Source organism: Stenotrophomonas sp. EMP41 (assembly GCF_047495535.1).
GTDB lineage: Bacteria > Pseudomonadota > Gammaproteobacteria > Xanthomonadales > Xanthomonadaceae > Stenotrophomonas > Stenotrophomonas sepilia.
Genome location: NZ_CP179923.1, coordinates 2,195,055 through 2,217,228, shown reverse-complemented (window position 1 = coordinate 2,217,228; position 22,174 = coordinate 2,195,055). Strand labels below are relative to the sequence as shown.

General features: G+C 66.3%; 19 protein-coding genes, 7 tRNA genes and 1 pseudogene. 12 read left to right on the top strand and 15 right to left on the bottom strand.

The features are described from left to right. The first annotated feature begins 51 nt into the window (after positions 1-51). On the top strand, positions 52-354 hold the full coding sequence (locus ACMGRF_RS10190) for a hypothetical protein (RefSeq protein ID WP_049435379.1): 303 nt from the start codon (positions 52-54) through the stop codon (positions 352-354). On the opposite strand, the gene ACMGRF_RS10185 is transcribed toward ACMGRF_RS10190, so the two are convergent. After that, positions 296-586, bottom strand: coding sequence for a putative quinol monooxygenase (locus ACMGRF_RS10185; protein WP_099495730.1), 291 nt, complete (start codon positions 584-586; stop codon positions 296-298). The genes ACMGRF_RS10190 and ACMGRF_RS10185 overlap by 59 nt on opposite strands. Before the next feature lie 61 nt (positions 587-647). Continuing rightward, positions 648-1,736, bottom strand: coding sequence for a DUF5694 domain-containing protein (locus ACMGRF_RS10180; RefSeq protein ID WP_099495731.1), 1,089 nt, complete (start codon positions 1,734-1,736; stop codon positions 648-650). Positions 1,737-2,252: 516 nt separating this feature from the next. On the opposite strand from ACMGRF_RS10180, the gene ACMGRF_RS10175 reads away from it, so the two are divergent. Next, positions 2,253-4,079 (top strand): methyl-accepting chemotaxis protein, encoded by a 1,827-nt coding sequence (locus ACMGRF_RS10175; protein ID WP_180881128.1) that lies wholly within the window; start codon positions 2,253-2,255, stop codon positions 4,077-4,079. Here ACMGRF_RS10175 and ACMGRF_RS10170 read toward each other — a convergent pair. After that, a pseudogene (locus tag ACMGRF_RS10170) lies at positions 4,076-4,375 on the bottom strand (diguanylate cyclase); the annotation flags it as partial. The gene ACMGRF_RS10175 and the pseudogene ACMGRF_RS10170 sit on opposite strands and share 4 nt — an antisense overlap. Before the next feature lie 204 nt (positions 4,376-4,579). Next, positions 4,580-4,665, bottom strand: a tRNA-Leu gene (locus ACMGRF_RS10165). A gap of 132 nt (positions 4,666-4,797) precedes the next feature. Between ACMGRF_RS10165 and ACMGRF_RS10160 the strand changes: the two genes are divergently transcribed. Both ACMGRF_RS10160 and ACMGRF_RS10155 read left to right on the top strand, forming a co-directional pair. Next, complete coding sequence (locus ACMGRF_RS10160; protein WP_049438472.1) at positions 4,798-5,178, top strand: response regulator; 381 nt, start codon at positions 4,798-4,800, stop codon at positions 5,176-5,178. 72 nt (positions 5,179-5,250) lie between these two features. Then, positions 5,251-5,448 carry a hypothetical protein gene (locus tag ACMGRF_RS10155; protein WP_049412313.1) on the top strand — a complete coding sequence of 66 codons (198 nt, stop codon included), beginning with the start codon at positions 5,251-5,253 and terminating at the stop codon, positions 5,446-5,448. A 45-nt stretch (positions 5,449-5,493) separates the two neighbouring features. Here ACMGRF_RS10155 and ACMGRF_RS10150 read toward each other — a convergent pair whose 3' ends face one another. Beyond that, positions 5,494-6,450, bottom strand: coding sequence for an SOS response-associated peptidase family protein (locus ACMGRF_RS10150; RefSeq protein ID WP_111191057.1), 957 nt, complete (start codon positions 6,448-6,450; stop codon positions 5,494-5,496). A 76-nt stretch (positions 6,451-6,526) separates the two neighbouring features. On the opposite strand from ACMGRF_RS10150, the gene ACMGRF_RS10145 reads away from it, so the two are divergent. Next, positions 6,527-6,943 (top strand): GNAT family N-acetyltransferase, encoded by a 417-nt coding sequence (locus ACMGRF_RS10145; RefSeq protein ID WP_049412306.1) that lies wholly within the window; start codon positions 6,527-6,529, stop codon positions 6,941-6,943. A gap of 95 nt (positions 6,944-7,038) precedes the next feature. Here ACMGRF_RS10145 and ACMGRF_RS10140 read toward each other — a convergent pair. From ACMGRF_RS10140 to ACMGRF_RS10110, 7 genes are all read right to left on the bottom strand, one after another. Beyond that, positions 7,039-7,114, bottom strand: a tRNA-Glu gene (locus tag ACMGRF_RS10140). Positions 7,115-7,161: 47 nt separating this feature from the next. Then, a tRNA-Ala gene (locus ACMGRF_RS10135) sits at positions 7,162-7,237 on the bottom strand. 44 nt (positions 7,238-7,281) lie between these two features. After that, a tRNA-Glu gene (locus ACMGRF_RS10130) sits at positions 7,282-7,357 on the bottom strand. 49 nt (positions 7,358-7,406) lie between these two features. Further along, positions 7,407-7,482 (bottom strand) — tRNA-Ala (locus ACMGRF_RS10125). A 185-nt stretch (positions 7,483-7,667) separates the two neighbouring features. Next, a tRNA-Glu gene (locus tag ACMGRF_RS10120) sits at positions 7,668-7,743 on the bottom strand. Between the two features lie 54 nt (positions 7,744-7,797). Next, positions 7,798-7,873: transfer RNA gene (locus tag ACMGRF_RS10115), tRNA-Ala, on the bottom strand. Positions 7,874-7,976: 103 nt separating this feature from the next. Beyond that, positions 7,977-8,375 (bottom strand): heavy metal-responsive transcriptional regulator, encoded by a 399-nt coding sequence (locus tag ACMGRF_RS10110; protein ID WP_049415383.1) that lies wholly within the window; start codon positions 8,373-8,375, stop codon positions 7,977-7,979. Positions 8,376-8,561: 186 nt separating this feature from the next. Between ACMGRF_RS10110 and ACMGRF_RS10105 the strand changes: the two genes are divergently transcribed. The 7 genes from ACMGRF_RS10105 to ACMGRF_RS10075 all read left to right on the top strand — a co-directional run bounded on the left by ACMGRF_RS10105 (position 8,562) and on the right by ACMGRF_RS10075 (position 17,996). Further along, complete coding sequence (locus ACMGRF_RS10105; protein ID WP_049415382.1) at positions 8,562-9,629, top strand: GlxA family transcriptional regulator; 1,068 nt, start codon at positions 8,562-8,564, stop codon at positions 9,627-9,629. Between the two features lie 82 nt (positions 9,630-9,711). Then, a complete protein-coding gene (locus tag ACMGRF_RS10100) occupies positions 9,712-10,515 on the top strand; it encodes a redoxin family protein (protein WP_414485901.1) in 804 nt (267 codons plus the stop codon). A 30-nt stretch (positions 10,516-10,545) separates the two neighbouring features. Further along, complete coding sequence (dsbG, locus tag ACMGRF_RS10095) at positions 10,546-11,385, top strand: thiol:disulfide interchange protein DsbG (RefSeq protein ID WP_049415375.1); 840 nt, start codon at positions 10,546-10,548, stop codon at positions 11,383-11,385. Positions 11,386-11,899: 514 nt separating this feature from the next. Continuing rightward, the gene (locus ACMGRF_RS10090; protein WP_111191059.1) at positions 11,900-13,327 is read left to right on the top strand and encodes a DcaP family trimeric outer membrane transporter; all 1,428 of its coding nucleotides are present in this window, start codon (positions 11,900-11,902) and stop codon (positions 13,325-13,327) included. A gap of 76 nt (positions 13,328-13,403) precedes the next feature. Continuing rightward, the gene (adiC, locus tag ACMGRF_RS10085; protein WP_049415369.1) at positions 13,404-14,756 is read left to right on the top strand and encodes an arginine/agmatine antiporter; all 1,353 of its coding nucleotides are present in this window, start codon (positions 13,404-13,406) and stop codon (positions 14,754-14,756) included. Positions 14,757-14,776: 20 nt separating this feature from the next. Continuing rightward, positions 14,777-17,065, top strand: a complete 2,289-nt coding sequence (locus ACMGRF_RS10080; RefSeq protein WP_049415368.1) for an Orn/Lys/Arg decarboxylase N-terminal domain-containing protein — start codon at positions 14,777-14,779, stop codon at positions 17,063-17,065. A gap of 28 nt (positions 17,066-17,093) precedes the next feature. Further along, positions 17,094-17,996, top strand: a complete 903-nt coding sequence (locus tag ACMGRF_RS10075) for a cation diffusion facilitator family transporter (RefSeq protein WP_099488316.1) — start codon at positions 17,094-17,096, stop codon at positions 17,994-17,996. Positions 17,997-18,208: 212 nt separating this feature from the next. Here ACMGRF_RS10075 and ACMGRF_RS10070 read toward each other — a convergent pair whose 3' ends face one another. From ACMGRF_RS10070 to ACMGRF_RS10060, 3 genes are read right to left on the bottom strand one after another with little or no spacing between them, the layout of a single operon-like run. Next, on the bottom strand, positions 18,209-18,922 hold the full coding sequence (locus tag ACMGRF_RS10070; RefSeq protein WP_414485900.1) for an energy transducer TonB: 714 nt from the start codon (positions 18,920-18,922) through the stop codon (positions 18,209-18,211). Further along, entirely contained in the window at positions 18,915-19,715 is an 801-nt protein-coding gene (locus tag ACMGRF_RS10065) for a ChaN family lipoprotein (protein WP_099488312.1), read from the bottom strand. The genes ACMGRF_RS10070 and ACMGRF_RS10065 overlap by 8 nt, the downstream gene beginning before the upstream one ends. Beyond that, the gene (locus ACMGRF_RS10060; RefSeq protein WP_414485899.1) at positions 19,702-22,173 is read right to left on the bottom strand and encodes a TonB-dependent receptor domain-containing protein; all 2,472 of its coding nucleotides are present in this window, start codon (positions 22,171-22,173) and stop codon (positions 19,702-19,704) included. Before ACMGRF_RS10060 ends, ACMGRF_RS10065 begins: the two co-directional genes overlap by 14 nt. Position 22,174: the final 1 nt, after the last annotated feature.

Sequence of the window (22,174 nt, the reverse complement as noted above, 5' to 3'; positions counted from 1 at the left end):
GAGAGGACGCGCGCGAATACTGCGCGCATCTCCACTCAAGCAGGTGAACCCATGAAGGCCTGGAACCCGGTTGCGGTACGCATGTTCATCCCGGCGCTGGTCGGCTGGTGCCTGGCGCTGGCCACCTGCCTGCGCGCCGAACAGCTGCGCGGGGACCCGCACGCGCAGGCGTTGTTGCCCGTGTTGCAGCAAGGCGCGGTCGCGCTGCTGGTCCTGAGCTTGGCCTGCACGGTTGCGGCCTGCGTGTTGCTGTGGCGGCATGGCCGCGGCGACGGCGGGCGTCTCGCTTCCGGCACTACATCCGTGCGGCGTCCATCAGCAGGACCCGGCACGGTGCGCGCTGGAACGCGTTGATCTGAGGCACCAGACGCTGGAAGTGCTCGCTGGCGCAATGGATATCCAGAGCGTCGCGGTCTGGCCATTGCTCGATGAAGACGAAATGCCCGGGGTCCTTGTGGTCGACGAACAGTTCATAGCCGAGGCAGAGCGGCTCTCGCTGCGTGCATGCGACCAGCTCGCGGTACAGGGGAAGCACGGTGTCCACCGCATCGGGATGGATGAAATCCTCGGCGATCACTTTCAGCATGTCGGCACCTGCAGACGGGCCTTGCAGGATAGTGCCAGCGCATCGCGTGCACCTATCCTGGTCAACGCAATACTGCGTCCGTACTGACCAGCTGCACGTCGTGCATCTGATTGAGGTAGGCCTCGTAGTAGCCCTTGTGCGAGGCACCGACGATGGCCAGCATTCGGCTGCCAGGGTGCAGGCCGAGCACGTCGCGGATGTTGGCGACCATGCGCAGGTTGCGGGTTTCCCAGTAACCGACATACATCCGGCCGAACGCCTTGGAGGACGGCTCGACGAGCGTCGCGCCGAAGTCGCTCTGGTACGCTGCCATCGCTGCCGCCGGGCTGTTGTAATCCCGATACAGCGCCATGACGCCGCCGGGCTTGTCCAGATTGGCCACGAGGCGTTCATCGGCCTCCCGTCGTGCCCGCGAATGCGTATTGTTCCAAGCACCGGTGATGGCTGCACTGGCCGCCGCCTCATCCTCGGCCGGTGTGGGAGAATCGGCCGTGTGGTCGTCCACGGCCCACAGCCGTTCATGCCCGAGGCGGGCGGCAACTACGGCGGCGATCAGGCTGGTTTCATTGCGGCGGACCAGGCCTTTGCCGAGGATCTCGACCAGGGCCGGCGTCAGCCCATCGCCGGCTTTGCGCTCGGACGCAGGCAGGCGCAGCCATTGCACCTGCGCCGAGCCGCGTTCGCCCGCTGCCAGGAACAATGCTGCAAGCCGACGACGCTGGGCGGGCATCGGCTCGTCCGGCCAAGTCGCAAGCAGGCGCTCGGCCTGGGCGTTCGCTGCGGGCACGTCCAGGCCGGTGGCAGCCTGCGCAGCGGTGGTGTCGAAGCAGTAGGTGGCCACGCTCTCCGCATAGCGTGCCGGGTAGCGACGCATGGAATCGCACTGGAGGCCGGACAGGTCTTCGGTGGCGATCAGCTCGGGCTTCCAGGCGATCAGTCGCTGCAGCAACGGTTCAAGCAAGGCGGGCTGGAAGGACTTGGGCAGGCCGGACAGGTGGGCGGTGCCCAGTACCAGCACCTCGTTCGGTCGCCCGACAGGCGGCCCCTTCAGCTGGTCCGGCTGAAAGGCGGGCCGATAGGTGGCATCTGCAGCGAGGGCGCCGGTACTGCACAGGCCCAGGATCAGGAAGCTGGCCAAGCGTGGGAACATGCGATCTCCGTGTCAGTGCGCATCCTGCGGTCCGCTGCATGCTGGCCGTTTTCACCTGCCGCGGAATCGCCCGTTGGTCATGCAAACCTTTTGGGCTTGAACTGCATCGTGCCCGGCAAGGCTATGCCCAGCTGGCGCCTGGCGTAACCGCTCGGCGGTGTCCCCGTCGCGCGGGGGCAGAATGTGAAGTACATCGCGATTGTCTACCGCATCCCTGCAGCCGCATCTGAAGTTGCGACGGGCGTCGCGGAATCCGGCTAAAGCCACCGATCGCATCGCCGATATTCCCTCTGGATCCCGCTCCAGTGGCCCGCCGCAGGACCCCAGGCCGTCCCCGATGGGCGGCCCGCGCTGTGTGTTCCGCCACTCCCAAATGCCGATCGCACCCGCAGCAGACGTTCTTGGTAGTCGCTCGAGAGGTGCCGGTTGGCACCTGTAGTCCCTGGCAACTGAAGTTGCCGTCGGGCATCCCGCCCGTCGGGTCGCAACCGCTTACCGGACACCGAGGATCAGACAATGCTCATTCCAGGCTTCACGGCAGGTGCGCAGGCGCCGGCCGAGCTGCATACCCGTTGGTCGCCGTGGCGTGCCCTGTTGGGCGCGCTGGCACCGCAGCACCGCACCGGCACCGAGGCCGTGTCGGATGGCCGTGCCGAGCTGGAAGCCCAGGTTGCGGCGCTGCACCGGGTCCAGGCGGTCATCGAGTTCGCCCTCGATGGCACCATCCTGCAGGCCAACGACAACTTCCTGCAGGCGATGGGCTACCGGCTGGAGGAGATCCAGGGAAAGCATCATTCCCTGTTCGTCGATCCCGAGCAGGCGCGTAGCGCTGCATACCGTGACTTCTGGGCGCGGCTGGGTCGTGGCGAATATGACGCTGGCCAGTACCGGCGTTTCGGCAAGGGCCAGCGCGAGATCTGGATCCAGGCCTCGTACAACCCGGTACTGGATCGGCAGGGGCGTCCCTACAAGGTGGTCAAGTTCGCCACCGACATCACCGCGCAGAAGTTGCAGGCGGCCGACTCGGCCGGGCAGCTGGCGGCGATCGACAAGTCGCAGGCGGTGATCGAGTTCGGTATGGACGGCCGCATCCTGTCGGCCAACGACAACTTCCTGGCCGCCACCGGCTACAGCCTGGACGACGTGCGCGGCCAGCACCACTCGCTGTTCGTCGAGCCCGAGCATCGTGGCAGTGCCGAGTATCGGCAGTTCTGGGAGAAGCTGGGCCGTGGCGAATACGATGCCGGCCAGTACCGGCGCCTCGGCAAGGGCGGGCGCGAGGTCTGGATCCAGGCGTCCTACAATCCGATCCTGGATCTCAATGGGAAGCCGTTCAAGATCGTCAAGTACGCCACCGACATCACCGCGCAGGTGCATGAGAACCAGGCCATGCAGCGCGCCGTGGCGCAGACCCGTGAAGTGGTGGCGGCCGCCAAGGAGGGCGACCTGACCCGGCGCGTGTCCACCGCCGACAAGAACGGGCCGATCGCCGAGCTGTGCGAAGGTGTGAATTCGCTGGTCGAGGCGATGGCCGCGATCATCGGCCAGATCAAGTTCGCCGCCGACACCATCGCCGTCGGCGCCACCGAGATCGCGCAGGGCAACAGCGATCTGTCGCAGCGCACCGAGCAGCAGGCAGCGTCGCTGGAGGAGACCGCCGTGTCGATGAAGGGCCTGGCCGAGACCGTGCAGCGCACTGCGACCAACGCACGGCAGGCCAGTCAGCTGGCCGGTGGGGCTGCCGATGTCGCTGCGCGCGGCGGCAACGTGGTGCACGAAGTGGTCCAGACCATGGCGGTGATCAACGCATCCTCGCGGCGCATCGTCGATATCATCGGCGTGATCGACGGCATCGCCTTCCAGACCAACATCCTTGCGTTGAACGCGGCGGTGGAGGCGGCGCGTGCGGGCGAACACGGGCGTGGCTTCGCCGTGGTCGCCACGGAGATCCGCGAACTGTCGCAGCGCTCGGCCAGTGCCGCCAAGGAGATCAAGCAGCTGATCGATGCGTCGGTGGCCAATGTCGGCGCCGGCACCGCGCAGGTCGAGAGCGCTGGCCGCACCATGGACGAGATCGTGGTCAATGTGCGCCGGGTCAGTGACCTGATGTCGGAGATCAGCATGGCCGCGCAGCAGCAGAGCGACGACATCCAGCAGATGAACCACGCTGTCGATCTGATCGACCAGGGCACCCAGCAGAACGCTGCGCTGGTCGAGGAAGCCTCGGCCGCGGCGCGCAGCATGGAGGAGCAGTCAGCGCAGCTGCTGCAGACCGTGGCCAGCTTCCGCGTGCAGGGTGGGGCGGGGAACCTGCATGGCGCGGCGGTGCTGCGCGCGGTCTAGGCCCGGCGGTCGGAGTGCTGTTCCCCGGCCTCGAGCGCCGGGGCAGCATGCACGCAGTTGCGGCCGGCATGCTTTGCCCGGTACAGGGCCTGGTCGGCCCGCTCGACCAGGCCTCGTGGGTCGGCCTGCTCATGCGCGGCCTGCCAGGCTACGCCGATGCTGATGGTCACATGGGCCTCTGCGGCGGGCAGGCGGCGGCTTCCATGGCGGCGCTCGACGCCGCCCAGGCCCAGGGCTTGGGCGGCGTCGGGCGCGGGCAGGGCCGCGATGAACTCCTCGCCGCCGTAGCTGGCCAGCCGCCGCCGGTGCCGATCAACTGGTCGTCGGCGTTTGTGCTCGATCACGCCCGGCAGCGGGAAGTAGTGGGACCAGGCGACTGCGTCGGACGCCGAAGGAGGGGCAATCGCGCGGGCAGGGCATGCTGGGGCATGCTTGCCAGTGCCGGCGCTCGGGCCTGGGAAATGCAAAAGGCCAGGTCATGGACCTGGCCTTTGATGCAGTGGTGCCGGTGAAAGGACTCGAACCTTCATGGGGTCACCCCCGGCTGATTTTGAGTCAGCTGCGTATACCATTCCGCCACACCGGCAGGCAGCGTGCGAGTGTAACCGAGGTCGGCAGGCGATGCATAGTAGGAGGGCCTATGAGGGCGGTTCCTGTCGGCATTGGCCCCTTGATAGCTATACTCCCAGCGAGCAATTGCCTCCAGGAGCGGTAGCCGATGACAGTGTTGCAGGACCTGAGGGTGCTGGTGGTCGAGAACGACGAAATGAGTGCGGCCCTGCTGCAGATGCAGCTGGTGCACGCCGGTGCGACTGTGGTCGGGCTTGCAGCGAGTGTGTCCGAGGCCCTGCGGCTGCTGGAGCAGAGCACTCCTGACGTGGCCCTGCTGGATTACCGGCTGGCCCGCAACGAGACCAGTGAACCAGTGGCTGCAGCGCTTTCGGCGCGTGGCATTCCGTTCGTGCTGGCCACCGGGATGCTGGCCGAGCAGCTGCCGGCGCCGATGTCGGCCGGCCTGCTGCTGGTCAAGCCGTACCTGTCGGCCGATCTGTCACGCGCGCTGGCGCGTGCGGTTGGCCGCTCCAGCGTCAAGGCCTGAGCATCCCACTGCGGACCGGCAGGAGGGATATGCTGCCAAGGCCTGAATGCTCAGGCCTACAAGGAGAGTGGCATGAAGAAGTGGATCAAGCGCATGGTTGCTGCGGGTGTCCTTTCGATGACGGTCTTCGGTGGTACGGCGTCTGCCGCATGGTGCGGCCAGCCCTGTTTCCAGCTCTACAAGAGCTGCATCGCACGCGGCGGTGAGGTTGAGCAGTGCCTGCAGGAACAAGCCTTCTGCGAAGAGGCGATGTGCGGCGGCCACCCCTGATCCAGGAACCCCGCCCAGGCGGGGTTTTTCAATTGCGTCCGGCGCTCAGCCCGCTTCCTCGTACACGTAACGGATCTCCTCGCGGTCATCGAGGATGCGGTACTGGCGCGCCAGGTCATCCGGTTCGGGGTTGAGCCAGGCGTCGAGGTGTTCCTTGCGGATCGGCACCACCCCGCGGTCATGCCCGGCAGCGGCGACGTCGCTGGGAGGTGCGTCGGTGATCGTGGCAAACGACAGCAGGCGGCCTTCCGGCCCTTCCCATTCCGCCCAGAGGCAGGCCAGCAGCAGGTCGCGGGGCGGATCGGGACGGAATTCGAGTACCACGTCCTCTTCCTTTTCGTTGGCACCGAGGGTGCGGCCGGCGATGGCGTGGCGGGGCACGTGCTCGTAGAACGCCTGCACCACCACCACGCCATGGCGCACTCCGAACGCACCCCGCCAGTAACCTTCCAGGCTGTCGCGCCGCGCATTGTAGGTACCGGGGTAAAGCACGTCGTTGCGCGCCGGCTTGTCCGGCAGCCGGCACTGGTAGCGCATCGGCTTGATCACGCGCTGGCCGTTCTCGCTGACCATCACCGGTGCGTAGGTACCTGGGAAAATGCGGTTGTCGCGCGGCAGCAGCTGCACCCGATGCAGGTCTTCCAGCCGGGCCTGTGCGCGCTCGATGCGGTTGCCGGCCACGCGCAGGTCGTTGCGCGCTTTCTGCGTGGGCCGGGTGGCCAGCGTGGCATGGGCAACATCGCGTCGTTCGCGTTGCCGGGCCAGTTCGGCCTCCAGGGCCTGTTGCTCCTGCGCATGCCATTGCTGGATCTTCGCCACGATGTCCCGCCCCTGTTCGGTACGCGCACCGGCGAATCCGTCATCCATCGCCTTAGGAGTCTTCGGCCGTTTCTTGCCCGGATCGTGTGCGTACAGTTCGGCGAAGTCCTCCAGCGACAGGATGGCGCCGAACTCGCGTACCAGTTTGGCGTAGTCAGCGCGGATCAGGGCGGAATAGCACATGGGACTCTGTGGGCCTGGGTCGCAGCGGCTGCGACGTGGATGCGGCAGGATAGCCCGACCCATCCGGAGATGCCGCATGAATGATTCCATCACCTGCCAGTTCCGCGAAGCCGTACCCACGGTTGAGGACTACTGCCAGTTGCGCGTGCTCGCAGGCCTAAGCGCCAAGTCCCGCGAAGCAGCCGCCCGCGCGCTGCCCAATACGCTGTTCGGCGTATGTGCCTACCAGGGCGCTGAGCTGGTGGCGATGGGCCGTATCGTCGGCGATGGCGGCTGCCACCTGCAGGTCTGTGATATCGCGGTACTGCCGCGGTTGCAGGGGCAGGGCCTTGGCAAGGAAGTGATGCGGCGGCTGGACGGCTGGATGCAGGCCAACCTGCCGCCGTCGGCGTACGTCAGCCTGCTGGCCGATGGCGAGGCGCATCGGTTGTACGCGCAGTTTGGTTTCGCACCGACTGCACCGGCATCGATCGGGATGTATCGGCGGTTCTGAGCCGTGGGCGGGGTGAAGCCATTCCCGGGCAGGGCGGTTTGATGGCAGGTCGCGGGCAAAGAAAAACCCCGGCCGAAGCCGGGGTTTTCAAGAATTGGCGTCCCCACGGGGATTCGAACCCCGGTCGCCACCGTGAAAGGGTGATGTCCTAGGCCTCTAGACGATGGGGACGCACGAAAACTTCAAGTTGTAGATCCTCCGACGGCCTAATGTCGAAGTGGTGGAGCCAAGCGGGATCGAACCGCTGACCTCCTGCATGCCATGCAGGCGCTCTCCCAGCTGAGCTATGGCCCCATGAAACTCCGGATATCTGCCGTGAGCAGAGTCCGTTTTGAAACTGGCGTCCCCACGGGGATTCGAACCCCGGTCGCCACCGTGAAAGGGTGATGTCCTAGGCCTCTAGACGATGGGGACGCACGAAAAACTTCAAGTTGTAGAACTTTCGACGGCCTAATGTCGAAAGTGGTGGAGCCAAGCGGGATCGAACCGCTGACCTCCTGCATGCCATGCAGGCGCTCTCCCAGCTGAGCTATGGCCCCGTGTTACCGAGCCGCCTATCATACCTGCGTGTTCACGTTTGTGGAAGCTTTTTTTGAACTTTTTTCGTTTCGGTTCAACCTTTGCCACCAAGGGCAGGGGAGCCGCAACGCCACAACCTGAATGCCGGTAGGCGGTGAACAAAAAAGACCCGGTTATCGGACGGGTCCTCGTTGTTCGTGATGAGTGGCGTCCCCACGGGGATTCGAACCCCGGTCGCCACCGTGAAAGGGTGATGTCCTAGGCCTCTAGACGATGGGGACGCAATTCTCATCAATGTTCTTTAGCGACCTTTCGACGGCCTAATGCCGAAAGATTGGTGGAGCCAAGCGGGATCGAACCGCTGACCTCCTGCATGCCATGCAGGCGCTCTCCCAGCTGAGCTATGGCCCCACGTCGCTGAGGAGCGAAATAATAGCCTTGCCCCAGAGGGTTGGCAAGCATTTGTTGCACTTTTCCTCACGCGCGTTGCGAGGAGGACGACGATCGCACGTACTCAGTCGGCGCCGTCGGTCAGCGCCGCCAGGATCGGGCACTGATCCAGGGTGCCGTGGCCGGGGCAGGCGTCGACCAGCTGTGAGAGCGCGCTGTGCATGCGTTGCAGTTCAGCCATGCGCTGCGCGATGTCCTGCAGGCGGGCCTGCGCCGCGTCGCGCACGCTGCCCATGTCCTGCGGGTGGCGATCACTGAGTGCCAGCAGTTCGGCGATTTGTTCCAGGCTGAAGCCCAGCGTCTTGGCGCGGCGGATGAAGCGCAGCCGGCGCAGGTCCTGCTCCCCGAAGATGCGGTAGCCCCCGGCCGAGCGTGCCGCGGTGGGCAGCAACTGCTGGCGCTCGTAGTAGCGCACGGTATCGATCGGTACGCCGGCCTGGCGCGCCAGTTGACCAATGTTCATGGCGGATTCCTGCGGATGCTGCCGGTCATTCTGAAGCCTTGAGTCCGGTCCAGGGTCAAGCTCCCGGCGCTGACGGCGCATTCAGCGCACTTTGCAACTTTCTTCATAGCCCCGCCGTCGTGGCAGTTCCTACCCTGCGCCTGAACCGGCCGCTGGATGGCCCGCAACGAACCGAGGAGATGCTCTGTGGAAGGATTCAGGAACGAAGGATTCGTAGAGGTCGCGGTGGTCGAGTACCCGGGAGGCGACCCGTCGGCCGCCTCCGTGCTGACCGAAATGGCACATGTCGCCAACCGCCTTGCCCAGCAGCAGCGTCGCCCGTTCAAGCGTGTCCTGGTGACCCGCTGGGTCGTGCCAGCCAGCCAGACCGGCGTGCATCGCATTGCCGGCGCGGAGATGCTCGAGGCGGACATTCCCGCCGTGATCGCCGTGCCTGGCCAGATCAGTCAAGGCGTCTGCCTGCGCGCCGATGAGGTCCTGCTGGATTGGCTGCGCGCGCATTACGATGGCGGCAGTCTGCTGGCAGCTGCCAGCGATGGTGTCAGCATGCTGGCACGCGCCGGTCTGCTTGCCGGGCGCACCGTCAGTGGGCCGGACCTCGGGCGCCATCCGGGCCTGCAGGGGCAGTCGGCCAGCTGGGTGCCCAGTGAGCGCGCGCTGGTCGACGACGGTGATCTGCTGACGGTGGCCGGGTCCCAGGCCTGGCGCTTCCTCGCCCTGCGCCTGCTGTACCGGCTGCACGGTCAAGGCGTAGCGAGTTCCGTGGCGCAGCAGTTGGGGATCACGGTGCCAGCGGCGATCCAGCAGGATCTGGAGCGTTTCAGTGCCAACTTCGCCCACGGCGATCGCGACGTACTGAAGGCGCAACGCTGGCTGCATACCACCGCTGCGCGTGGGGCCACGCTCGGAGCGATCTGCGAGGTTTCCGGACTGGAACCGCGGACTCTGCAGCGGCGCTTCCTGAAGGCCACCGGCCTGCGTCCGATCGAGTATTGCCAGCGGTTGCGTATCGCCAAGGCGCAGACATTGCTGCAGCAGGGGGCGGGTATCGATGAAGTGGCCTGGGGCGTGGGCTATGCAGACCAGAGCGCGTTCCGCCGCCTGTTCCTGCGCATTGTCGGGATGACGCCGGCCAACTATCGCCGGCAGGTCAACAACAATCGGCGCGAACGACCGCTGTTGTCGTCGGTGGCGGGCAGCCTGCGCGGGCTGCAACCGGCGCCTGGCATGCAGATGCCGCGCAGCGCGGCCTGAAGCCTGCGGCGGGCGTCGCACTTGCAACCTGGGCGCGACGCTTTGACCATGCAGGCAACGAGATGATGGGACAGGTGGGTTGATGTCGAGTGTTGGACCGGTGCCGATGCCGGTGGTGCTGATCCTGATGTGCGGGCTTATGGCCATGGCGGTGGCCCACCTGTGGCCGCGGCCGAAGGACGGGATGGCAGTGCCTTCCGCGGCCAGCCTGGTCCTGGACATGTTGCTGATCGGCCTGCTGTGTGGACGCATCAGCTTCGTGGCCTTGAACTTCGCGCTCTACCGTGAGGCCCCCTGGAGCATCCTGCAGATCGCCGACGGTGGGTATCACGTTGCCGTCGTGCTGGTTGCCGGCCTGGCGTGGGGCACCTGGCGGCTGCGGCTGTGGCGCGCGTTGCGTGCGCCGGTGCTGGCGGGGGTGCTGGTGGGTGTGGTGCTGTGGGCGGCGGGCAGCCACCTGCTCGCAGCATGGCAGGAGCGGCGGATGCCGCTGCCGGCGGTCCAGGTGGTCGATCTGCAGGGGCGCAGGATCGACCTGCAGCAGCTCCGTGGCAAACCGGTGGTGCTGAATCTGTGGGCCAGCTGGTGTGGACCTTGCCGTCGCGAGATGCCGGTGCTGGCATCCGCACAGCAGACCCATACTGACGTGCAGTTCGTGTTCCTCAACCAGGGGGAAACCCTGGACGAAGTGAAGGGTTTCATCGCATCCGAACAGCTCCGGCTGGGCAATGTATTGCTGGACGATACCGCGTCGGCGTCAACCGTGCTGGGTGTACAGGCCTATCCGTCGACGCTGTTCTTCGACGCCGGAGGCCGCCTGCGCGAACTCCACCTTGGCGAACTGACGGCGGCGGGTCTTGAACACAAACTGCGCCGGCTGCGGTAGCCTGCGCGGGCATCTCACTACGGAGTTCCCATGTTGTCGACTTCCCTGCGCATCGCTCCAGCGGTGCTGTTGCTGCCGGTCATGCTGGCATTGGCCGCCTGCAGCCAGGCCCAGACCCCGCCGGGCAAGGCGGCAGCGCCGGCAGCGAGCGCTCAGGCCCCAGCGGCCAAGGGCGAGCGCCCCGCAGTGCTGAAAGGCATCGAGAAGCACGGTTTTGAAGTCGTTGCCGAGTTCGATGCGCCGGGTGGCCTGCGTGGATTCGCTGGCGTGGTGGGCGGGCAGCAGCCGGCCGCAGCCTATGTCACCGCCGACGGCAAGCATGTGCTGGTAGGCAGCCTGTTCGATGCCGAGGGCAACGACGTGGCCGCTGAGGCAGTGGAGAAGCTGGTCGCAGCACCGATGTCGGCCAAGATGTGGACCAAGCTGGAGGCCAGTGCCTGGGTGCGTGACGGCAAGGCCGATGCGCCGCGCGTGGTCTATACCTTCAGTGATGCCAACTGCCCGTACTGCCACAAGTTCTGGGAAGCGGCGCGTCCGTGGGTCGACGCCGGCAAGGTGCAGTTGCGCCACATCATGGTCGGCGTGATTCGCGAGGACAGCCCGGCCAAGGCTGCGGCCATCCTGTCTGCGCGTGACCCGAGTGCGGCCTTGCTGGAAAACGAACACCAGTTCGACCGTGGTGGCATCAAGGCCCTGCCGAGCATCAGCCGCGAGATCGCCGGCAAGCTCGATGCCAACCAGGTGCTGATGATTGAAATGGGCTTCCAGGGCACGCCGGGCATCCTGTTCCAGGATGCGCAGGGCCAGGTGCAGCGTCGCGCCGGCCTGCCACAAGGCGCTGACCTGCAGACGGTGCTGGGCCCACGCTGACCGGCACCCATGCCGTGATGCGACACCACAGGCCCGCATGGCAGCATGCGGGCCTGTTGCGTTTGGTCACTTGTGCGGATGATGCAGGCTGCGCACCACCTGTTCGTCGTCACGTCTGAATCGTGACTGTCATCAAGCATCGCGCCTTGATTCCAATCAAGGCCAAAAACGACAGGCGGATTAGCCTGTGACGCATGGAATACAGCGTCAACGCGCCAGGGATGCCGCGCCTGACACGCCCTGAACCGGGGCAGTCGGCACAGCCATTCACGACGTTCTCACTCCCTGGTTGTTACCCAGACCGCTGCGGTCGCCACCTCTCCGGCAGTGCGGCCCTGATGGCGTCGATATCGGTACGGGCGGGGCAGTGTCATCGTCCTGTTGCCTGCCACGCGCAGGCTGGCCGGTGTCGTCGACGCAGTACCCGCATTTCCAGCAACGGCAACGCAACGTCGGAGCTGCGCCTGCGCGCGCGCCGTCAGTGTGCTGCGAATGTTCGTCCAGGGAGGATGCAATGCGCTTTGCGGTACTGAGTCTGGCCTGCCTGACCGCGCTGGCGGTCACGCCAGCATATGCGCAGCAGAATGGTCAGGAGGATGCGCACGCATTGCGCCAGGAAATCGCTGCCATGCGGCAGGTACTGGAGGGCATGCAGAAGCGCCTGGATCGGCTCGAACAACGCGAGGGCGCTGTCGCGGCTGCGCAGGTAACGGCGCCGGTGACACCACCTGGCAGCAGCGCCAACCTGCTGCATCCCACCCAGGTGCCGGGTGTGGCGCAACCGGTGCTGCCGCAGCGCGAATCGGTGGCCGACCCCTCGACGGCGGCCTCGCGTCCCGACAGCGCCGCTGGGCCGACCGACCCGGATCTGAAGGGCTTCTTTGCCATTCCAGGCACTGACACGGTGATCCGCATTGGCGGCTATGCCAAGCTCGATGCGATTGCCGATTCGCGTGCGGCCGGTGACGAGGATCAGTTCATCCCCTCATCGATGCCGGTGGGCGGCAGCCATCGCGATGTTTCCAATTTCAACATCCACGCCAAGCAGACCCGCTTCAGCTTCGAGGCGCGGCGCCCGACCACGCACGGCAACCTGCGCTTCTACCTGGAGAATGATTTCTTCGGCAGCAGCGATGGCTACGCGTTCCGCCTGCGCCACGCGTATGGCCAGCTTGGCAATACCTATGCCGGCTACGGTTACTCCAGTTTCATGGACCCGGACAGCCTGCCCGACACGCTCGACTTCGCCGGTCCCGGCGGCGCCGGCTATCTGCTGGTGGCCGGCATCCACCACAGCTTCGCGATGGGCAAGGGCAACACCCTGACGCTGGCGGCCGAAGACCCCAAGACCGAACTGGCCGGTGCCAGTGATGAACGGGCCGCAGTGAACCGGCTGCCGGATGTGACCGTGACCGCACGCATGGAGCGCGACTGGGGCCATCTTCAGCTGGGCGCGGTGGCGCGCAGCCTGGCCTATGACGGCGAGGGCGAGCGTGACCGGCGCATGGCCGGCGGCATGCAGTTCAGTGGCTCGGCATCGGTGGGCGAGCGCGATCTGTTGCTGTTCGGCGCACTCGGCGGGCGCGGCCTCAGCCGCTACACCGCGGACCTGACCGGCTCCGGGCTGGACGCGGTGGTCGGTGCCGATGGCCGTCTCGACGCGCTGGACCTGCAAGGTGGCTTCGTCGGCTACACCCATTACTGGTCCGAGCTTTGGCGTTCCAACCTGATCTTCGGCCAGTTGACCCTGGAGCGGAATGCCGCACTCGCCGCCGATGCCTTCCGGCAGAGCCGATACGGCGTGTTCAACCTGATCTGGAGCCCGGCGCCGTCGTGGACGATGGGCATGGAGCTGCTGTACGGCCGCCTGGAACAGCAGGGCGGCGCGCGCGGCGACACCGTCCGGGTGCAGGGCAGCCTGCAATACAACTTCATCAAGTAAGCGCCAGCGGCGTTACGCCAGCGCAACCGTCCCCACGCCCGGCCGCACCGGGCTCATGCCAGTACCGGAGATTGTCATGGCAGAAGCAAAGAAAATCGGGGTGGTCGGAGCCACCTTCCTCGTCGCCGGCAACATGATGGGCTCAGGCGTGTTCCTGTTGCCGTCCAGCCTCGCCAAGATCGGTACCGCATCGATCTGGGGCTGGCTGATCACCACGGCCGGTGCGCTGTTGCTGGCCTTCGTATTCGCCAAGCTGGGCAAGCTGGCGCCGAAGGCGGGCGGTCCGTACGCCTATGCGCGTGACTGGTTCGGGCCCTACATGGGCTTCCAGACCAATACCATCTACTGGTTCGCCAACTGGATCGGCAACGTTGCCATCCCGATCGCCGCGGTGGGCTATTTCAGCTACTTCTTCCCGATCCTGTCCGAGCCGCTGGTGCGCTGCATCGCGGTGCTGATCCTGGTGTGGGCGCTGAGCTTTGCCAACGTGATCGGCCCGGCCTTCGTCAGCCGTGTGCAGACGGTCACCACCAGTTTCGCGCTGGTGCCGATCCTGGGCATCGCCATCTTCGGCTGGTTCTTCTTCGATGCCGATATCTTCAAGGGCGCCTACAACGTGTCCGGTGAGTCCAACTTCGGCGCGATCTCCAGTGCCGCGGCACTGACCCTGTGGGCCTTCATCGGTGTCGAATCGGCTTCGGTCACGGCTGGCGTGGTCGAGAACCCGGAGAAGAACGTGGCCCGTGCCACCCTGGCCGGTGTGTTCCTGGCTGCCATCGCCTACATCGCCAGTTCCTCTGTGATCATGGGCATGGTGCCGAACTCGGAACTGCAGGTGTCCGACGCGCCGTTCGCACTGGCGGCGGCCAAGGCGGTCGGCGGCTGGGGCGGCGCGCTGGTCAGCCTGTGCGCCTTCATCGGCGCCGCCGGCTCGCTGGGTGGCTGGATCCTGCTGACCGCGCAGAGTGCCAAGGCAGCCTCCGATGACGGCCTGTTCCCGAGCATCTTCAGCAAGACCAACAAGGATGACGTGCCGGTCAAGGGCGTGCTGATCGTGGCCGTGCTGATGACCCTGGCGGTGCTGGTGACCTCTACCTCGGAAACCGCGTCCGCCCAGTTCGACGTGATCACGTCGGCGGCCGTGGTGCTGACCCTGCTGCCCTACATCTACTCGTGTGTGGCCTGCTACTTCGTGGTCGAACGTTCGCACACCCTGGTCCATACCGGTGCGTTCTGGACCCTCACCAGCCTGACCGTCGTGTACTGCCTGTGGGCGATCTACGGCTCGTCGGGAACCATCGTGCAGTACGCCTTCCTGTTCGTGCTGTTCATCACCGTGTTCTATCCCTTCTTCAGCGAGGAGCGCCGCCAGCAGCGGCAGCGCGCCCGCGAGGCATCGGCCATCAGCGCCGGCGCCCAGCGTTCCTGAGTTCGACAAGGAGAATCAACGTGTACTTCAAGTCCCTGGACTACCCGGTCATTGTCATCGACAACGACTACGAGTCGCCGCGCATCGGCGGCATCCTGATCCGCGCCCTGGTGGAAGAGCTGCGCAGCAACGACCAGCGGGTGCTGTGCGGGCTGAACCTGGATGATGCGCGTGCCGGCGCCCGTACCTACGTGGCGGCCTCGGCGGTGCTGATCTCGATCGATGGCAGCGAAGAGGTGGATGGCGAGTTCCAGCGCCTGACCGCCTTCCTGCGCGAGCAGAGTGCGCGCCGCGCCAACCTGCCGGTGTTCCTGTACGGCGAGCGGCGCACCATCGAAAAGGTGCCGAGCAAGCTGCTCAAGTACATCCACGGCTTCATCTTCCTGTTTGAAGACACCAAGAGCTTCATCTCGCGGCAGGTGATGCGCGCGGCCGAAGACTACATGAAGAATCTCCTGCCGCCGTTCTTCAAGGCGCTGATCCATCATGCGGCCGAGTCGAACTACTCCTGGCATACGCCGGGCCATGCAGGCGGCGTGGCGTTCACCAAGTCGCCGGTCGGCCGTGCGTTCCACCAGTTCTACGGTGAGAACACCCTGCGCAGCGATCTGTCGATCTCGGTGCCGGAGCTGGGTTCGCTGCTTGACCACACCGGCCCGATCAAGGATGCCGAGGAAGAGGCAGCACGCAACTTCGGCGCCGACCATACCTTCTTCGTCACCAACGGCACCTCCACCGCCAACAAGATCGTCTGGCACGGTACAGTGGCCCGCGGCGACGTGGTGTTCGTCGACCGCAACTGCCACAAGTCGCTGCTGCATGCGCTGATCATGACCGGTGCGGTGCCGGTGTACTTCACTCCCAGCCGCAACGCGCACGGCATCATCGGCCCGATCAGCCTGGACCAGTTCACGCCGGAGTCGCTGCAGCAGCGCATCGCCGCCAATCCGCTGGCCAGCCAGGCCTACAAGGCCGGTTCCAAGCCGCGCATCGCGGTGGTCACCAACTCGACCTACGACGGCCTGTGCTACAACGCCGAGAAGATCGCCGCCGAAATCGGCAGCGCGGTCGACTTCCTGCACTTCGACGAAGCCTGGTACGCCTACGCCGCGTTCCATCCGTTCTATGAGAACCACTACGGCATGGCCAAGGGCAAGCCGCGCGAGCAGGATGCGATCATCTTCACCACGCATTCCACCCACAAGCTGCTGGCCGCGTTCTCGCAGGCGTCGATGATCCACGTACGCAACTCGGCGCAGCGCGACCTGGATGCCGAGCGCTTCAACGAGTCGTTCATGATGCACACCTCGACCAGCCCGCATTATGGGGTGATCGCGGCCTGTGACGTGGCCTCGAAGATGATGGAGGGCGAGGCCGGCCGTTCGCTGGTGCAGGAAATGCATGACGAGGCGATCGCCTTCCGCCGCGCGATGCTGCACGTCCGCGACGACCTCGGGCGCGACGACTGGTGGTTCAGTGTGTGGCAGCCGACCAAGGTCGAGCGCAGCCTGGACAAGGGCGATACGCCGGCGCCGCTGGTGGCCAAGCGCGAGGAGTGGTACCTGCAGCCGGACGCGCACTGGCACGGCTTCGAGAATCTGGTCGATGACTACGTGCTGATCGACCCGATCAAAGTGACCCTGCTGACCCCGGGCCTGGCGATGGACGGCAGCATGGGCAAGCTGGGCATTCCGGCGGCGGTGCTGAGCAAGTTCCTGTGGGGCCGCGGCATCACTGTGGAGAAGACCAACCTGTATTCGGTGCTGTTCCTGTTCTCGATGGGCATCACCAAGGGCAAGTGGAGCACGCTGGTCACCGAGCTGATGGCCTTCAAGGAGCTGTACGACTGCAACGCGCCGCTGAGCCAGGCATTGCCGACGCTGGCGGCGGACTATCCGATTGCCTACGCCGGCTGGGGACTGCGTGACCTGTGCGATGCATTGCACGCGTTCAACCAGGAGTTCGAGGTCGCCAAGGTAATGCGCGAGATGTACGTGGATCTGCCGACGCCGGTGATGACCCCGGCCGATGCCTACAACCACCTGGTGAAGGGCGAGATCGAGCGGGTCGACATCGAGCAGCTCAGTGGTCGCGTCGCGGCGACCATGCTGGTGCCGTATCCGCCGGGCATTCCGACCATCATGCCGGGCGAGCGATTCGGCGACAGCGACGAGCCGATCATCCAGTCACTGCGTATTGCCCGTGAACAGAATGCGCGCTTCCCGGGCTTCGAGTCGGATGTGCACGGGCTCATCATCGAGCACGATGGCGATGTGACCTCGTACAAGGTGGAGGTGCTGAAGGCCTGACCGGCGACGGTCGGCCCTTCGGCGAGTGATGGATACCGCGCGCGAGCAACGCATCCTGAAGTTCTCCATCGGGGTGACCATTGCGGTGAGCGCGGTCGGCTTCATCGGGGGGCTGCTGGTGGGATCGCAGGCCATCCTGTTTGACGGCGTGTACAGCCTGGTCGACGTTGCCTTGACCCTGGTGTCGTTGTCGGTACTGCGGCTGGTGGCGCGGGAGCAGAGCCCGCGCTTCCAGTACGGCTATTGGCACCTGGAGCCGATGGTCGAGGCACTCGGCGGGGTGATCCTGTCGCTGGCCTGCGTGTATGCGCTGGCCAACGCGGTCATTGGCTTGACCACGGGCGGGCACGAAGTGAAATTCGGGCCCGCGCTGTGGTGGGCGGCGCTGCTGAGTGCCAGCAACCTGGCAATGGCGGCATTCGTCGCGCAGCGCGCGCGTCGGCTGCGCTCGGCGCTGTTGTGGCTGGATGTGCGCGGCTGGCTGCTGGGCGGCCTGATGAGCCTGGCGGTCGTGCTGGCCTTCGTGCTGGCCCTGGTCCTGCATGGCGGCGAGTGGCACCACTGGGTCCCGTACCTGGATTCGATCGTGCTGGCGTTGATCAGCCTGGCGGTGCTGCCAGTGCCGGCGCGCAGTGCATGGAAAGCCATGCGCGAAGTGCTGCAGGTGGCGCCGGATGACCTGGACCGGCGCGTGCAGCAGGTAATGCAGGCGTTCGTGTCCGAGCGTGGCTATGCCGGTTTCACCAGCCACGTGGCGAAGATGGGGCGGATGCGCTTCATCGAGATCCATGTGCTGGCAGACCCCGGTACGCCATTGGGCTCGGTGGGCGAGGTTGATGCGATGCGCGATGAGATCGCCGTGCGGCTGGATGCGCGGGGCAGCACGTTCTGGTTGACCATCGATTTCACTGCGGATCCGGCGTGGACGTAGCCCTGCTTGTTCGGCTCGGGCACCACGGGTGGCCGCCTTCTTCGGCCCTGTACAGCCGGGCCGTGTTCGGCTGCCGTTGGCGTGGAGCGGCCGAGCATCGGCCCGGCGATACGCGACGCGATCGTTGCACACGGCGGACTGCTCTGTTGCGCCGGATGGGTTTGACCTGAACCTGGGTTGAGGTCGCAGACTGCGGCACAGTTCCACAACGCCTAGCGCAGGTAGTACTCCACCGGCACCACCAGTTCCTGTGGTGCCTTCAGTTCATCGGGAATGGGCGGTAGTGGCTGCGCGCGGCGGAAGGTCTGCAGTGCGGCGCCGTCAAGCATCGGTTGTCCACTGGACTGCTCCAACCGCAGGGCCAGCAGGCGTCCCTCGCGATCGATGCTGGCCCTGACCCAGGCAGTGCCCTGCTGGCGCCGTGAGCGGGCCGCAGCAGGGTAGTAGCGATAACGCTCCAGCCGCGCCATCAGGCGGGCTTCCCACTGGTCGCTGGCGGCGCCGGCCTGGAAGTCCGCTGGTGGGGCGTCGGGAGCGGGCGGCGCGGCCGTGATCGATGCCGGTGCGGGACTTGCATCGGTCGCGGCCGCAGGCGGGGCGACCGGCAGGGCTTGCCGGCCAGCGCCACCGCGTTCGCTGGCGGCCACCTCGCGCTCGCGTGCGGCGGTGGGCTTCGGTGGAGGGGGCGACTTCGTCGGTTGGGATGCGCGCGCCTGCTGCGCCTGGCTGGGTGTGTCGGCCTGGCGTTCTTCCAGTGGCTGCGGCGGCGTCGCCGGTGCCAGCAGGCGCAGGCTGATGCGCACGTCCTGCTCGGGCGGCGGCAGCGATGGCGGCGCGGCCACCCAGTGCACCAACAGCAGCAGGGGCAACAGGTGAAGCCCGATGCTGATGGCGATCGCCTGCCAGTGTTGGCCACGCTCACTCATCGTCCAGCGCCCATAGCAGGTCGGCGTCGACCGCCTCGACGGATTCACCCGGCGAGGCCAGTGCGATCACCAGCGCTGGTGTGTCCGCTGGCAGGTAGCCCGGCACGCCGGTACCGCGCAGTACATGCCAGCGGCCGGCCAACAGCAGCGTGGGTGCCGGTGCCTCGGTCATTACCTGTGCCATGCGCGTGTCGCGGGCCTGTTGCACCGCCAGCATCCCTTCCAGCATCGGTGCTGCGTCCGCATGCTGGGCCAGCACCACGGCCGACAGGCGGTGCCGGGCGGTGGGCATCGGGAACCGCACCGGCCCGTTGGAAGCGAGCAACGCATTGACCTCGGCACGCGACAGATTGCCGCCGAACAGGGGGATGCCGGCAGCGGTGGCGTCCTGTACCAGCCCGCCATGGGCAGCCCACGGCCAGCGTGTATCCCAGCCCAGCAGCTCCTGCAGGCGCGCACCGTCGGCATGGTTGCCGGTGGCCAGCCAGCGCTGCACCCGCTGCAGGCGCGGCTGGCGTTCGCTGGCAATCATCTCCAGCACCAGCGCGCCTTGTGGACGCTGCTGCTGCAGCGCGTGCAGCAGCCAGCGCTGGGCGGCGTGGTCACCGGCCAGATCGTGGCGTTCGCCCAGCAGCAGTCGCGGGGCATTCGCTGCGCGCTTCACGAATGCGGCTTCGTCCAGGGGCTGGCCACTGGCCAGGTCGATCACCGTGCCGGGCATCGGCTGCGCGCTGACCATTGCGGCCAGCGCAAGCAGGCACAGCGGCAGCCAGCGACGGCTAGAACGCCACATTGACGCCCATCGAGACGGTGCGGCCACGGCCGTTGCCGCGGTCCAGAATCGGGCTGAAGATGCTGTCGATCGAGGCATTGTTGTCATAGGCTTTGTTCTGCAGGTTTTCGATGTTCAGCCACAGCGTGGTGCTGGGCTGGGGCTTGAAGCTGGCGTAGAAGTCGAGGAGTACACCGGTACCACCGGTCTTGCGGGTCTGGAAGAAGTCGTAGCCTTCTTCGGTGGGCCCGGAGTATTCGGCACGCAGGCCGGCCTGCACGCGCTGCTGCCACCAGCGGCCGCCCACGTCCAGCGTCCAGTAGCGGTCGGGCAGGGCGGTGATGTCTTCCAGGTTGACGAATTCGATGGCGGGCGCGCTGGTGTGCGAGCGGGTCCAGCTCAGCGTCGCGTGATAGCGCGTGCTGGCGTAGTGCGCTTCCAGCTCGATACCGCGCATGCGCACCACGCCCGGGTGGTTCATCCAGCGCGTGGTGGTGCTGAAGTCGTCCACGTCCAGTGCGTCGGTCCAGGCAGTGAGCTGCGGATCGCTGTCGATCGGTACCACGACTGGCTCCACTTCCGGCGGATGCACGATCAGCAGGTATTGCGGCTTGATGTAGTCGCGGATGCGGTTGTCGAAGCGGGTGACGCGCAGCTGGGGCAGGTCGCCGTCAACCAGCAACGCGTCGGTGCTGAGGTTGGCGCCGAACTGCAGGTTGCGCGAGCGCTCACGGCGCAGGAACGGATTGGCGCCGACGCCATCGGCATCGCTGATGCCTTCCAGTGGGATCTTCTCGAAGAACATCTCCTGGACGCGTGGCGGCCGCGAAGTGCGGGAGACTTCAGCGAACAGTTGCAGCCAGTCGGTGGCCTGCCACGAAACCGCCAGGCTGGGGCTGAGCGCGTGCTGGGTGCGGCGCACGTCGATGCCGCCGCCATTGATCTCCGCGCACTGGCCGGGGACATCCGAGCACACCGGAACGTGGCCGCGGATGCCGTAGCGATCCTGGCGCAGGCCTGCGGTCAGCGCGTAGACGTCGTACTGCAGTTCCAGCGTGCTGAACACGCTGTCCAGCTGGCTGCGGCCCTGCGGGTTGGCGCCGCGCAGGGTGGGGGTGTCGGCCACATAGATATCCGACTGGTGCTTGATGCCGGTGTTCCAGCGGGCCTGCAGCGCGCCGATATCGAAGCGGCTGGTGTTGTCGAGGGTCCAGCTGCTCAGGCTGCTGTGGGTGCGCCGACCGATGTAGCCGGAATCCTCCACGGGCGGATAGAACAGCCGGGTCTTGTTGCTGGCAAAGGTCGCGCGCAGGTCGATCCACGGCGAATAGGGCGTGTAGTGGTAGCTGGCGCGCTGGTTGCGTGCGGAAATCTGCCACGGGTAGTTGTGGTAGAAGTCGTTTTCGTAACGCATGTGGCTCAGGTCCAGCCGATGCTGGTCGCTCGGCTGCAGGCGTGCTTTCAGCAGCCAGCTGCTGGGCTGCTGGCTGCCCGGGTCGGCGGTGTTCTTCTGCCCCCGCGCGGTGGCGTATTCGCTGCTGCGGCTGCTGCTGGCAGCGGCCAGCAGGCCGAACTGGCGATCACCGCCGTCCTCGCTGTGGCGCCAGGCGCCGGCGAAGGTGCGGCCATTGCCGTAGCCGTTGTTGCCGTGGCGGTAGCCTGCACGCAGGCCCCAGCGACGGTCTTCACCGAGCAGGTCATCGATATCCAGCGTGCGGAAATTGGCACTGCCGGCCAGCGTGCCTGCGCCATCACCACCGGCGACCGCGCCGCGTTGCACGTCCACGCCGGCCAGCAGGAACGGGTCGACGTAGGCGAACGGGCCACCGGAGCCATGGCCCGCGTTGTTGCGGAAGGCCTGGGTGACACCATCGATCATGGTGTTGACCCGCCCGGCGCCGGTCATGCCGCGGATGTTGACCTGCAGGCCGGGCTGGCTGCGCGAATGGAAGCTGTGGGTGCCGGGCATCGAGCGCAGCAGGCTGTTGCCGTCCTGGCGCTGGGCCATCGCCACGCGTTCGCTGCCGACGGAGGGCGCGAAGCCATCGCCGGTGGCCGGTACATATTGGCTGGCGCCGGCACCCGGTGCCCGGCCGTGCGCGGCAGTGCCCTGTACGCGCAGCGGGCCGGTTCGACGGCTGCCGTCGGTGGGTGCGGTCGGCGCCGGTTCCAGCGTGGCACGGCGTGTGTCGATGAAGCGGGGGCGCAGGCCGCTGCCGACCAGCAGGTGCGACAGCGCCTGCGCATCATCGAACTGTCCTTGCAGCGCCGGTGCCGTCTGGCCACTCGGCAATGCCGCCCCGATCACCAGATCGACTCCGGTCAGCCGGCTGTACGCATCCAGCGCGCTGGCCAGCGGTTGTGCAGGAAGATCGAAGTGGCGCGTGACGGTCTGCGCGTGCGCGCTGGCCGCCAACAGTGGAAGCGGAATGGCGCAGGCCAGTGACAGGGCGAGGACAAGGGGGCGGTGAAACGGCATC